This window comes from Aeromonas sp. JL9 (assembly GCF_024436075.1).
Taxonomy (GTDB): domain Bacteria; phylum Pseudomonadota; class Gammaproteobacteria; order Enterobacterales; family Aeromonadaceae; genus Aeromonas; species Aeromonas veronii.
The window spans coordinates 1-12,762 of record NZ_JANFNV010000009.1; the positions used below are offsets into that span (position 1 = coordinate 1).

Annotated in this window: 11 protein-coding genes and 4 pseudogenes; 7 read left to right on the top strand and 8 right to left on the bottom strand. The window is 59.6% G+C overall.

Translation table 11 applies throughout. From position 1 onward, the window contains the following. The first annotated feature begins 261 nt into the window (after positions 1 to 261). The 5 genes and pseudogenes from NOM06_RS08915 (at position 262) to NOM06_RS08935 (ending at position 3,842) form a co-directional block, all read left to right on the top strand. On the top strand, positions 262 to 894 hold the full coding sequence (locus NOM06_RS08915; protein WP_005333975.1) for a trimeric intracellular cation channel family protein: 633 nt from the start codon (positions 262 to 264) through the stop codon (positions 892 to 894). A 100-nt stretch (positions 895 to 994) separates the two neighbouring features. Continuing rightward, positions 995 to 1,387, top strand: a complete 393-nt coding sequence (locus NOM06_RS08920) for a hypothetical protein (protein WP_144715513.1) — start codon at positions 995 to 997, stop codon at positions 1,385 to 1,387. A 213-nt stretch (positions 1,388 to 1,600) separates the two neighbouring features. Beyond that, a pseudogene (locus tag NOM06_RS08925) lies at positions 1,601 to 2,460 on the top strand (IS3 family transposase); the annotation flags it as partial. A 188-nt stretch (positions 2,461 to 2,648) separates the two neighbouring features. After that, positions 2,649 to 2,807 (top strand): annotated as a pseudogene (locus tag NOM06_RS08930) (DUF6404 family protein); the annotation flags it as partial. Positions 2,808 to 2,924: 117 nt separating this feature from the next. Then, positions 2,925 to 3,842: pseudogene (locus NOM06_RS08935) on the top strand (IS5 family transposase). A gap of 108 nt (positions 3,843 to 3,950) precedes the next feature. Here the strand turns inward: NOM06_RS08935 and NOM06_RS08940 are convergent. Both NOM06_RS08940 and NOM06_RS08945 read right to left on the bottom strand, forming a co-directional pair. Further along, positions 3,951 to 5,277: pseudogene (locus tag NOM06_RS08940) on the bottom strand (IS4 family transposase). Positions 5,278 to 5,487: 210 nt separating this feature from the next. Continuing rightward, entirely contained in the window at positions 5,488 to 6,498 is a 1,011-nt protein-coding gene (locus NOM06_RS08945; RefSeq protein WP_255911189.1) for an HAD family phosphatase, read from the bottom strand. Between the two features lie 351 nt (positions 6,499 to 6,849). Between NOM06_RS08945 and NOM06_RS08950 the strand changes: the two genes are divergently transcribed. Both NOM06_RS08950 and NOM06_RS08955 read left to right on the top strand, forming a co-directional pair. Continuing rightward, positions 6,850 to 8,028 (top strand): MFS transporter, encoded by a 1,179-nt coding sequence (locus tag NOM06_RS08950; RefSeq protein ID WP_255911191.1) that lies wholly within the window; start codon positions 6,850 to 6,852, stop codon positions 8,026 to 8,028. Positions 8,029 to 8,195: 167 nt separating this feature from the next. After that, on the top strand, positions 8,196 to 8,867 hold the full coding sequence (locus tag NOM06_RS08955; protein WP_076493673.1) for an NAD(P)H-dependent oxidoreductase: 672 nt from the start codon (positions 8,196 to 8,198) through the stop codon (positions 8,865 to 8,867). A gap of 114 nt (positions 8,868 to 8,981) precedes the next feature. Here the strand turns inward: NOM06_RS08955 and NOM06_RS08960 are convergent, their stop codons facing one another. The 6 genes from NOM06_RS08960 to cydX form a co-directional block, all read right to left on the bottom strand. Beyond that, positions 8,982 to 9,590, bottom strand: coding sequence for a DoxX family protein (locus NOM06_RS08960; RefSeq protein ID WP_255911193.1), 609 nt, complete (start codon positions 9,588 to 9,590; stop codon positions 8,982 to 8,984). Then, complete coding sequence (locus tag NOM06_RS08965) at positions 9,587 to 10,381, bottom strand: putative DNA-binding domain-containing protein (protein ID WP_255911195.1); 795 nt, start codon at positions 10,379 to 10,381, stop codon at positions 9,587 to 9,589. Before NOM06_RS08965 ends, NOM06_RS08960 begins: the two co-directional genes overlap by 4 nt. Continuing rightward, positions 10,374 to 11,231: a DUF692 domain-containing protein gene (locus tag NOM06_RS08970; RefSeq protein WP_255911197.1), complete on the bottom strand. Its 858-nt coding sequence runs from the start codon at positions 11,229 to 11,231 to the stop codon at positions 10,374 to 10,376. Before NOM06_RS08970 ends, NOM06_RS08965 begins: the two co-directional genes overlap by 8 nt. Further along, the gene (locus NOM06_RS08975; protein WP_255911199.1) at positions 11,219 to 11,554 is read right to left on the bottom strand and encodes a hypothetical protein; all 336 of its coding nucleotides are present in this window, start codon (positions 11,552 to 11,554) and stop codon (positions 11,219 to 11,221) included. The genes NOM06_RS08970 and NOM06_RS08975 overlap by 13 nt, the downstream gene beginning before the upstream one ends. Beyond that, positions 11,547 to 12,506 carry an MBL fold metallo-hydrolase gene (locus NOM06_RS08980; RefSeq protein ID WP_115522273.1) on the bottom strand — a complete coding sequence of 320 codons (960 nt, stop codon included), beginning with the start codon at positions 12,504 to 12,506 and terminating at the stop codon, positions 11,547 to 11,549. Before NOM06_RS08980 ends, NOM06_RS08975 begins: the two co-directional genes overlap by 8 nt. A gap of 130 nt (positions 12,507 to 12,636) precedes the next feature. Further along, on the bottom strand, positions 12,637 to 12,747 hold the full coding sequence (cydX, locus tag NOM06_RS08985) for a cytochrome bd-I oxidase subunit CydX (protein ID WP_005337572.1): 111 nt from the start codon (positions 12,745 to 12,747) through the stop codon (positions 12,637 to 12,639). Positions 12,748 to 12,762 lie beyond the last annotated feature (15 nt).

Consider the following 12,762-nt stretch of genomic DNA (forward strand, 5'->3'; position numbering starts at 1 on the left):
TCTTGTCATTGAACACCTCAGGTCATGGTGGCGACTGTACCACCTAAAATGGTGTCCGGGATGATTAGACCACTACAGACAGACTCAACCTTCTGAACCTCGCCAACGGCGGAGAGCTACGGGCACGCACGAGCCTAACCCGGTTCATGCCGCGAGAAAAAATCCGTCCCGACTCTCAATTTTGTCGAGCACTGTTGGCGATTGGGCTCACCAGCCCCTAAAATCGCAGCCCCATCAACAATTTGGCGTGAGTTGTTCTCCATGCAGACACTGGTTGAGCAGATTGTTTACATCAGCGACATGTTTGGTACTGCGGTATTCGCGTTTTCAGGGGTATTGGTGGCTGGCCGACTCAGAATGGACGGGTTTGGCGTCATGGTTTTGGCGGCGGTCACTGCCATCGGCGGCGGCACCATCCGTGACATGATCCTGGGAGCCACCCCCGTCTTCTGGGTACGCGACCCGCTCTATATCTGGGTCGTCATCGCAACGGCACTGATCGGTATGTGGATGGTCAAACTGCCCCGCAGAATGCCCTGGTATGTTCTGCCGGTGGCGGATGCCTTCGGACTGGCCCTCTTTACCGTGATCGGTGCCCAGAAGGCCCTCAACTTCGGCACCCCGGGGCTGATTGCCGTGATCATGGGCACCATGACCGGCGTAGCCGGCGGCATGATCCGCGATGTACTGGCGCGGGAGGTGCCCATGGTGCTGCAAAAAGAGATCTATGCCACCGCCTGTATCCTCGGCGGCATTCTCTATACCCTGGCGCTGGAGGCGAACATGGACAGGGTAACGGCCATGCTCATCTGCATGACGGCCGTGTTTGGCCTGCGGGTTGCTGCTATCTATTGGCATCTGTCGCTGCCCACCTTCTCGCTGCAACGCAATTGAGAGCAGGCCCACAGCGCCATCATGTCGCAGTGGGCCTTGCGTTGAACCAAATAGGCTTTTCTGTTGTCATAGAAGCAGTCGTTGTTAGCCGGAACCTCTCATGCGCAAAATCGGTATGCTTACCACCCTCCTCCTGGCGAACGTGACGGCAGCCCACGCCGAAGCACAAGTGGTATTTGGACGACTGGCCTCGGCGCCGGTGCAGCAATTCAACCAACAGATACGCCAGGCAAGCCATCAACAGCAAAACTGGGTTAATGACTACCGTGAGGTCGCTCTGCGATTCGTCGGTCATAGCGACACACCCAGTCGCATCCATGCCCAGCAGCTGGACAATGATCTGGTGCTCTCGGTCGCTCTCGACGGCAGCAAGAGCGACATGATCTACATCCTGACCCTCTATCGCAGCAACAACCTGTGGCAGATGCGGGAGGCAGAAATGGGCTGGCGTTGTCAGGGGCAAGACTCTTTTACTCCGGTTCCCTGTCCCTGATAGTCATTACTCACTCTGTGAAATAAAAAAATCCGGCACATTGGCCTAATACCAGTCAGTACAACATGACTGAAACTGTCTTTATTGGCTTTTTTTTTTCACTCTGTCCCGTCCTGAATAGGGTTTACACCTTTCCCCCCAATAAATGGAGAACCCGATGGGACAAGGTGTGAAACGGACACAGCGCGATTACTCTCTGACTTTTAAACTGGCACTCGGCAAGTCCTCTCGCAGCGGCAAGTCGAGAGGCTGACCATCGTCAGGGCTTGCCTGTTTCTGGGGATAAGCCAGCAGGCTTACTACAAGCGCAATCGGGTCGCCGACGAGCGCCATGCACAGGGATTGCAGGTGGTGCGCTTCGTGCGTCAGGTTCGACTGCGACAACCTCGGGTGGGCACTCGCAAGCTGCATTATCTGCTGCAGGGTCAGGATGATGGCGGGCTCAAGGTCGGGCGTGACAGGCTGTTTCAGATATTGGCCGAGCACCGCCAGCTGGTGCAGCCCAGACGGGCGTATCACAAGACCACCCACAGTTTTCACCGTTTCTACCGTCATCCCAACTTGCTCAAGGCGGGGCCAGAGCAGGTCACACCGGTGGCTCCGGAGCAGGTCTGGGTTGCTGATATCACCTATCTGCCAGCCAGGAGCGGACCGCTGTACCTGAGCCTGGTGACGGATGCGTACTCACGCAAGATAGTGGGCCATCACGTACACGAAGGAATGCATGCCGAATCGGTGGCGATGGCGTTCAAGAAAGCACTGAAGCAACGGTGTGGCGGCGGTGAACTCATCCATCACTCGGACCGCGGCGTGCAGTATTGCTAGGGCTGTATCAGTCATTACATGAACGGTACGGGGTGAAATGCTCGATGACGGATGGGTATGACTGTTATCAGAATGCGTTGGCTGAGCGGGTGAACGGGATTTTGAAAGGAGAGTTGTTGTTGCAAAGCCCGCAGGATTTGACGCAAGCGCGGGAAATGGTGCGTGAAGCAGTGGATATTTACAACGCGGAGCGGCCGCATCATGCGTTGAAATACAGAACCCCCGATGCGGTCCATAGGGGGTTCTGATTAGAGAAATGCTAGTTGAAAATGTGTAAACCTATTTCAGGACTAGACAGTCCCCGGTGACATGTGCGACATGCAGCTCAGTTCATGGATGAGAGACACCAACGCGATGTAAAAACGCAGTTGGCTCTCAGCCATCTTCACCATCAGGAGTAGTTAACCAACTTTCTGGTATTCGGAGTCTAGTATGAGGTGTAATGATGTGGTTTTTCAGCTGGCAAACAATGGGGACAGACCCACTATTTGCCCTGCACCAGAACGTGTTATTTACAGGATTGTTCGGCCTGTTCATGGCATCTTGGCTACGGCGCAAGCAGCTTAAACTTACCCCGTGGGAACAACTTGCTTAGCCCAGCGGCAATGAGTTTGCAGTCTGGTCGGCGTTGTTGCCCAAATCGATGCGGCTTAAATGGAACTAACTGAGGACTTGGTGATCTGATCACAACCATCTCCTTCAAGCCTGCATCATGAGCACGTCGCTTCTCCCCATCACCAACTGGCCTCAATACAACAAATCATTGGTTAACCGTGGTTCACTCACCTTCTGGGTTGATGCCGAGGCCATGAACAACTGGTTTCACCACGGCCATCATGGGGGCCGGGGCCACAGCCAACTCTACACTGACCAGACCATCTGCACCTTCCTGATGCTCAAGGGGATTTTCAACCTCACTCTGCGAGCAACATAGGGACTACTCGACACCCTGTTCGAGTTGATGAACGTACCGCTTTGTGCCCCCGATTACAGTTGTGTAAGCAAGCGGGCCCGCACGGTGACGGTGGCTTATCGACAGCCCCCAAAAGGACGTATTACCGACTTAGTTATCGACTCAACCGGGCTGAAGGTATTTGGTGAAGGCGAGTGGAAGGTCAGAAAACACGGCGCCGAGAAACGGCGAGTCTGGCGCAAATTGCATCTGGCAGTAGACCCGGCTACTCACGATATCGTGGCGGCGGAAATCTCGCTGGAAAATGTCCATGATGTCGAGGTGTTGCCGACTCTGCTCAATCCACTACGGCGCAAACTGGGGCGTGTTTATGCGGATGGCGCCTACGACAGCAAAGCCAGCCATCAGCTTATCTTGCGCAAAGGGGCAACAGCCTGTATCCCGCCTCGCAAAAACGCGGGGTTATGGAAAAAAGGACACGCAAGAAATGACGCGGTGCTGGTGATGCGCAAGGAAGGACTGGCGCACTGGAAGAAGATATCGGGGTATCACCGTCGCTCGCTGGCCAAGACGGCGATGTATCGGTTCAAGCAGTTGCTGGCGGGAAAAATCAGTCTGCGTAACTACAACGGCCAAGTGGGAGAGGTCATGGCGTATGTTAGCGCCATAAACAAACTCAATACCCTGGGTCTGCCTGTCAGAAAGCCCCGTGTGTAACGGTCACTTGGGGCTGGGGCAGTTGTGGCTTGATGGTTGATTTGGGAAACAGCGCCGCGTGAGACTAACGCGAAAGAAAGGCTGGCTCGCCAGCATAATGCCAGTCAGTTAAGCCTGACTGGCATTGTTTTATTGGCTTTTGCACCGCATACTTATGTGGTCTTGCCTTCACACTGCGGGGATAACTCCGCTCCCTTCGCTCCGGTAATACAAACTGCCCTGCCTGCTTATCCAGCTCCGCCACCCGCTTCGGGATACTCCCCGGTGACAGGTACGGCATGCAGCTCAGTTCATGGATGAGGTACACCGATGCCATGTGAAAACTCAGCTGGCTCGCCGTGTATCCCTTCAGACTCGCTGCCCTCTTTACCATCTGGCTGCGCAGCAGATTGTACGCCAGCTGCACGCCCCACAGCTCTTGCCGTATCCCCGCCGCCTTCTTGCTGCGCAGGGTTAGCCGGTGTTGTTGCAGGCTGTGCTTCATCTCCCGATAGCCCAACTCGATTTCCCAGCGGTGGCTGTAGAGCTCGACGATGTCGGCGCCCGGGAAACGCATCGGGTCGACCATCGAGGTCAGCACCTGCCGCTCTTTGCCGTTGATAGTGCGAGTCAGCAAGCGGGCTTCCACTGTATCCAGCTGGTGCGGCCACTTCTTCCTCGTCTGTGGACTGGTTTTGAGACGCACCAGCACATCCTGACGCCCCAGCTTGCGCACCACCTCGTATTGGGTGCCTCTTTTGAGTGGCAGCAACCAGTGCCGCTCGCTGCCAGTGGTCTGCCAGGCATGGAGCAAACCGAGGGAGTAGAACCCCTTGTCGAACAGGGTGAGCGAGTGGTCCGGCGTGCGTTCGACAAGCTGTTCGGCCAACACCATCTCGTTGACGGCGCAACTCTCCATGACCGCCTGAACAAGCAGGTGACTGGTCAACTCCATCTGGCAGAGCATGCGCACCTGCGGATAGGCGGTTTCGCCCTGCCGGGTACCGGGCTTGGCAAAGGCGGCGGCATTGTCCGGGGTATCGGGGGTGCGCCACATCACGCCATCGACGGCGAGCAGTTGCAGCCCGGCCCAACCGGGGTGGTTGGCCTGCTGGTGCCAGAGAGAGGCGGTTTCGTGAAACAGGCGTTCGATGCTCTTGTCCCCCAATTTTTGGCGAGCTTGCAGGAAAGCGCTGGGGACGACGAAGGGGCGGTCGCCGGGCAACAGGATATCGAGCTGATTGACGAGCTGGGTCATGGGGACGTGGCGGAAGATAGCCATACCGATGATGGCCCAGACCAGACGCTCCATGGGCATACGGCGGCGACGCAGGGTTGCGACGCCCTCTTCGCCGAGCAGAGTGGTGATGAGCTCGTTGGGAATGAGGTCGGAGAGTGACTAAAACTGGGCAGCATTACTGGCGTGAAGGAAGTCGAGAGCCTGTGCGATACGCATAAAAAAATCCGAAACCAATCAACAGGTTTCGGATTTTCACACAGCAGAAGGAGCGGTCAATGGATCCTTAACTGATCGGCATTAGGCTCGCCAGCAAGCCAGATAAAACAGGGAGAGCATCATGCTCTCCCTGTCTCTTTTCTTGCCTCACGCTTTACAGCGCTTGCTAAACGTCCAGCCGCCATATTGATGCCAGATGCAGCCCCGCAATCAGGGCGCGTTCTGGCAAAGGGCGGGATCGAATACCTGATTCCAGTCTGATTTCATATCGACCACCACCCAACCCCGCGCTTTTGCCTGCGCCAGCCCGTCGATCAGTTTGCCGCTGGCTGGTGGATGACTGTCGTAGGCGTATTCGCGCTTGGCATCGGTGTGGTGCACCAGCAGGCCGAAGGTGTGGTAATCCGGGTTGGTCGAGGTGTATTGCAGCATGGGCACGTCGCCATCGCTGTTACCAAAGGCGCCGACCGGACGCTGCCCCATAAAGAGGTGAATGGCGGCCGGTTTCGCCTTGCTGTCATCGAAATAGGCGCCGTTCATGGTCTTGCGGATCTCGCTGCCCTCCCCGGTCAGGGCAAACTCGCCGAGGGTAAAGGAGCCAATCACCTGCTGGGGCGGGATGCCATACATCTGCTCGGACATCACCCGCATAAAATCGACGCCGCCGCCGGAAACAATCCAGGTCTGGAAGCCATTATCCCGCAGATACCCCAGCAGCTGCTTCATCGGCAGATAACCGAGCTGATCGTAGTGGCAGCCAAAACGGGGATCCTTACTTCTGTTGACCCAGCGAGTGACCCGCTCGGCAAACTCGGTGGTGGTCATGCCGCTGTGGGTCAGTCCCACCAGCTTGGCGAGCCCCTTCTCCCCCGATTTGGCCACGGCCTTGAGGTCGTTGTTCAGCACTGCCGTGACGATGGGGTCGGCCTTCCACTCCGGGTGTTCCGGCGCCAGGAGCTTGATCTCGTCCATCGCAAACTGCAGCTGATAGGTCATGGGCGCTTCCGGCCAGAGGGTGCCGTCATTGTCAAACACCACATGGCGCTTCTCTGGCGGAATAAAAGTGGCCTGCTGCTGATCGGTGGCATTGGTTACCCAGCGGGTGATCGCCTGCTTGGCCGCCGTGTCATTCCAGGCAGAGAGGGGATCGCTCTGGCCGGCCTGTACCGCAAAGGCGCCGCACAGCAGCAAAAGAGAGGAGAGTCGATTCAATATCATCATGTTACCTGTCAGCTGGATATTGCCTGTCGATTGCCTGTAGATGAAAGCGCACGGCCATCACAACACCGGCGCGCATGGGTTCAACACACACGGGTTTCACAGGGAAAATCCTATGGCGGCCAGCTTGTACTGGAGCTTAAGCAAGCTCAGAAAAGGAGCAGCGTTCATCCCGTTCTGCGAGGCAGATCACTGCGTTGCGCTCACGCAGCGGGCAACACAACCCCCTCCTCCCCATCGCCATTGCTGCTGATTTGGCAAAAGTAATTTGATGTCACCGTCATTTTTGCCAACAAAACCCATCGGCATACTGGCGCCATTCTCCCGTCGGGAGTCCCTAACCAAGGAGTTGTTATGCCACTGGCGTTATTTGCCCTTACCCTGAGTGCCTTTGCGATAGGCACCACCGAATTTGTGATTGTGGGGCTTATCCCCACCATCGCCGAGCAGCTCAATGTCTCGCTCCCCTCGGCGGGCCTGTTGGTCAGCCTCTATGCCCTTGGCGTAGCCATCGGCGCCCCTGTGCTCACGGCGCTCACCGGCAAGGTGCCGCGCAAGTGGCTGCTGGTAGGGCTGATGGCGCTCTTTACCGCCGGCAACCTGCTGGCCTGGCAGGCCCCAGGTTACGAGAGCCTGATTGTGGCCCGCATCCTGACCGGATTGGCCCACGGGGTCTTCTTCTCGGTGGGCAGCACCATCGCCACGGGTCTTGTGGCCAAAGAGAAGGCGGCGAGCGCCATCGCCATCATGTTCAGCGGCCTTACCGTGGCGCTGGTGACCGGCGTACCGCTCGGCACCTGGATTGGTCAGGTCTTTGGCTGGCGTGAAACCTTTCTGGTGGTAAGCCTGCTCGGCCTCGTCGCCATGATGGGTAGCCTGCTGCTGATCCCGGGCAACCTGCCCATGGGGGCAGCCTCAACCATCCGCGAACAGCTCTCGGTACTGACCAAGAAGCCGCTGCTGCTGGTCTACGCCAAGACCGCCCTTGGTTATGGCGGCGCCTTCACAGCGTTTACTTTCCTTGCCCCCATCCTGCAGCAGGTGAGCGGCTTTAGCGCCGGTGCGGTGAGCCTGATCCTGCTGGTCTACGGGGTATCGGTCGCCGTCGGCAATATCTGGGGTGGCAAGCTGGCCGACAAGATGGGCCCATTGCCCGCACTGAAACTGCTGTTTGCCGGTCTGGCGCTGGTGCTGCTGGCCCTCACCTTCACCGCCCCCCATCCGGTGCTGGCCGTGCTCACCGTGCTGGTGTGGGGCGCCTTTGCCTTCGGCAACGTGCCGGGTCTGCAGGTACTGGTGGTGAAGCAGGCCGAACTGCACACCCCCAAGGCGGTGGATGTGGCATCGGGCCTCAATATTGCCGCCTTCAACGTCGGCATTGCGCTCGGCTCCGTGGTTGGTGGTTTTGTAGTAGAGCACCTCGGCCTGATGCACACCCCCTGGATCGGCGCCCTTATCGTGCTGCTGGCCTACGGACTGACCCATGTCAGCGAGCGCCGCGAAGCCCTCCGGCTCGCCGCCTGTCAGGCATAAGCTGCGCCAGCAGGCGTCACGCAAGGGCGTGGCGCCTGCTGCAATCGGCGCGGCAGGCTTCTATGCTGTGACACAGCGTCAACCCAGCAACTATTTCAGCAACTGTTTCAGTAACTGTTTCAGTAACCAAGCCTGTCACCCTCGCATCATTTGCCACGGAGTCTGTTATGAAGGTGCTTATCGTCTATGCCCATCCCGAACCCAAAAGTTTCAACGGTGCCCTCTTCTGCCACGCCATCAGGGCGCTGGAGCAGGCGGGCCACACAGTGATGACCAGCGATCTCTATGCCATAGGCTTTGATCCCGTCTCGGATCGGCGCAACTTCACCGCCGCCAGCGATCCCGATTTTCTCAAGCTGCAACTCGAAGAGCTGGCTGCCACCGAGCAGGACAGCTTTGCCCCGCAGCTGGAGCAGGAGATGCAAAAGCTGGAGGCGGCCGATCTGCTGATCTTCCAGTTCCCGCTCTGGTGGTTTGGCCTGCCCGCCATCCTCAAGGGATGGGTGGATAGAGTCTTTGCCATGGGGCGGGTCTACGGTCAGGGCCATATCTACGAGAGCGGCAAGTTTCGCGGTAAGCGGGCGCTACTGAGCCTCACCACCGGCGGCCCTGCCGAGACCTATCTGCCCGACGGCTTCAACGGCGATATCGACGGGGTGCTGCGCCCCATCCAGCGCGGGATCCTGCAATTTGTCGGCTTCGATGTGCTGCGCCCCCATATCTGCTATGCCCCTGTGCGGGTCTCGCAAGAAGAGCGGGAAGCCTGGCTCGCTCAGTGGGCCGAGCGCCTTGGCCAGATTGAGCAGGAGTCCCCCATCGCGGTTGGCCGCTACCAGTAACGGCTGACGCAGCTGACACTCCCCCCCACACAGCACAAAAACAGCGAGCGGCCCCCGGCCGCTCGCTGTTTTTCACGCTCTGTCGTTATGGTTTTTGTTATCCGTGGGCAAGCCTTATGCCGCCTGTTGCACGCCTGCTTTGCCGGTCACGGCACGTTTGAGCCAGTAGTCGAGGCTGACGTAGCGGCCCCCGCCGTAAACCAGCAGCACCAGCAGCATCACGAAGTAGGTGGCGGCAAACTCCATCCCGTTGTTGAGCATCACGGGATCCCCGAGCTCGGTGATGTAGTTGTAGCGACCGGGGAAATTGGCGGCCAGCCACTCGATAAAGCCGTTGAGGCGCACAGTGGCCTCCATGCTGCCGGTGGCGATGGCGTCCCAGCCGTGCTTCCAGTGCACCATGGCGCTCGCCACGCTCATCAGGAAGATGGTGGGAATGGCCATGATGCGGGTAAAGAGGCCAAGGGCGATGCAGATGCAGCCCAGCACCTCGGTGCCCGCCGCCAGAAAGGCGAGCAGGGTCGGGAACGGCAGGTTGAGCCCCCCTTCCGAGACCGGGGCACCAAACCAGGCGACCGTGCCGGCAAAGCCCATCACCTTGGAGTGGGCCCCCACATAGATGACCGGAATGAGATAGAGGCGAATGGCCAGCAGGGCCAGAAAATCGAGCCGCTTGCACTGGGCCACCGCCCGCTCGTACCACTGGATCAGGGGGTTGTTCATGGGAATTCTCCTTGGTGTTTGCTAAATGAGGGCAAGGGAGTGTCAGGCTGGCGCTCACCGACGGGCAAGGTCAACAGACCCAGCCGGTGAAAATGGCGCGCCCACTCGCTCAGATCAAAATCACTGCGAACCTGTTGCACCTGTTGCTGGAACGCGGCTTGGGTGATCCCCGGTTGCTGTTGCAGCAGCTGGATCAGGGCCACGTCCCATTCGCGCAACCGCTGGGTCACCACCTGATGAGCCGGGCTGCGAAACAGGCCATAGAAGTGGCTGCCCTGCCGGGTCGGCACCACGCCGCTGCGACGAATGGCAAAGGGGAGCTCAAGCAGTTGCAGGGTGGGATTGAGCACAAACGAACTCTCCGCCGTCACCTCAACCCCCGATATAACTTGCGGCACCACCCCTTCATCAATCTCGACACAGAGGCAGGCCCACTCGTACTCCAGCAGCGCCAGCCGCTGCCTGGGCCAGTTGAGAGAGCCCTCGCCGTGGCGATGCTGCACATAGCGGACAAACTCGGTGGCGATATGGTGAAACTCAGGAGCCTCGGCGCCGTGCGCGATGACAAAGCCCTCCACCAGTTGCCACCTGTCCACCGGCGCCCAGTGAGCGTGGGTGAGCGGAAAAGCACTCTCCAGCACCGACTCCACATTGGCGCGCACGCTGCGGGCATAGTGGCTGGCAATGCCATCCTGCGGCAGCCGCACCCGGCTCGCCAGCCAGGCGGTCTGCTGCTGCATTCGCTGCGGCGCCGTTTTGGGCGCAGTGATCAGGGATAACCGTCTATCCATAACGCACCTCCCGCACCTGACTGTCGATCGCCTCGCAACAGGCGCCATGCACCCGCGCCAGCTCGGCCTCCAGCTCGGCCAGCGGTGGCAAATGGTGATCCCGCTCCAGCAGCAGGGGACGCAGGCCATGGGTCTGCACCGTATAACGGGCCAGCGCCACCACCTCCTCACAGACCGGACGACCATGTGTATCCAGCAAGGTGCCATCCGCCTCTTGCAGATGACCGGCGATATGGAAGTAACGGATCGCATTGCCCGGCAGCCCGGCAATCATCCGCTTGGGGCAGTAACCGTGGTTGCGGCTGTTCACAAAGACGTTGTTGATATCGAGCAGCAGCTCGCAGCCGCTGCGCGCCACCAGCTCGGCGAGAAAATCCTCCTCCGGCATCTCGTGGTCATAGCCGTGGTAGTAGGAGATATTTTCCAGCACCAGCGGGCGGGCCAGCGCCTCCTGCACCAGCGCGATCCGCTCGGCCAGATAGGGGATGTTCTCCCACTGGCGCGGCACCGGTAAGAGCTCATAGAGATAGCCCTGTTGGTCGCGGGAAAAGCTCAGGTGCTCGCTATAGATCCCGATGCCGAACTCGTCCAGAAAGGTGCGGATCTGGCTGAGCAGGGTGCGGTTGAGGGGCTGACAATCGCCGAGGGAGAGGCTGAGGCCGTGGGCCACCAGCGGGTAACGCTCGGCAAGCTGATGCAGCTGCGCCCGCCTGACGCCGCCGATGGCCATCCAGTTCTCCGGCGCCAGCTCGAGAAAATCGATGCCGGGGCGGACGGGGCCGGAACAGAGCGCATCCAGATGCTCCTGGCGCAGCCCGATCCCCCGACTGCGGGAGCTTATTGGCCGCATACCCCCTCCGTCATCTTGCTGCCGTTGCTGGAACCGGATCTGTCGTCATCCATCCCCTCTCCCGCCACGCCACACTTGCCGTCGCGAGCGCGCACCAGCCGCCCCTGCGGATCACTGTCGAGGGCTTGCTTCTCGAAGCGCTTCTCGGTACCGCACTTGCCCGCCGCACACTTGCCGCCGTGCTGTTCGCTGGGGGCGGCCTTGACCGGCGCATCGCTCGGGGTGGCCGCCAGCGCAAGTCCCGGGGTCAGGGCAATCAGGCTGGTCATGGCGATGGAGAGGGTCAGTTTGCCGGTGGTTTTGTTGCTGCTTGAGTTACTCATGAGCGGACTCCTTGACTGCTGAAACGGGGTAACTGGAGAGATCGCGGGCGGCCACGATCTGGCCGTGGAACTGCTGCTTGACGATGGCCATCGCCTCTTTCTTGTGATTGAGGCCAACCCCCATCCAGTGGTTGAGCACCAGCAGCTTGGGGTTCACCTCGGCGGCAATCTTGGCCACCACAGATGGTTTGGCGTGAAGCGAGGCGGAGACCGGGTCGGCCCCTTCGTGGATGGCGAGCGGCATCACCAGAATGTCGGCCCCCTTGGCAAACGGCACAAAGGCCGGGTTGCTGCCGTTCTGATCCGCCGAGATAACGATGGTCCCCTCGGCGCTCTCGATGCGATAGGCCAGACAGGGCACGTCACCGTGAGGAATGCCGAGCGCGGTGATGGTCAGCCCATCCTGCTGATAAACGGTGTGAGGCTGCGGGCTCTGGTAGGGCACATCATGGAGGGTGATGGGGAAGAGGCCATCGGTGCCATCCTTGAAGCCGCTCAGGTAGGCATAAGCGCCCTTGTCCTTGTTGAAGAGGGCATCAAAGTAGCCGCTCATGCTGGGGAAGGCCGAGCCGGCCTCTGGCCCCGCCAGATCCAGCGGATCGCTGCGCTCGAAGAAGTAGGCCCCCTTGAGCAGGGCGGGCAGGTCGGTCACATGGTCGGTGTGAAAGTGGGTGATGCCGATAAAATCGACCTCTTCGAGCTTGGCCCCCGCCTGGCCGAAGCGCAGGTAGACGCCGCCACCGGCATCGATCAGGATGCGGGATTTCCCCTTCCACCAGATCACCTCGCTGGAGGAGGCGCGTAGATCGTCGGAGATGGGGCCACCACTGCCGAGCACCTGCAGGGTGAAGGTTTTATCCAGTGGCGTCAGTTGTACCGGTTCGGCACAGGCCGGGGCGACGGTGAGCGCGCACCCGATGGCCAGCGCCACCGCTTTCAATCTCTGTTTCATCACAATTACCTGTCGGTTGGTTGTCGGTTGAAAGTGTGTCGTTTGTGTCGTTTAAAGAGGGGGAGAGAGGGGCCGACGGCGACGTATGAACGCCAACCACCGGCCGTGGCGGGGCGCGAGCCCCCCGCCGTCAGTTACCGTCCCGTTCGTCCGCCTGCCAGCGCGCTTCCAGCCAGAGCAGGTTGCACAAGCCCAGCAGCAGGGCGAATCCGAGGCCCAAAATCCAGGTGAAGTACCACATAGCAGATCCCTTGAG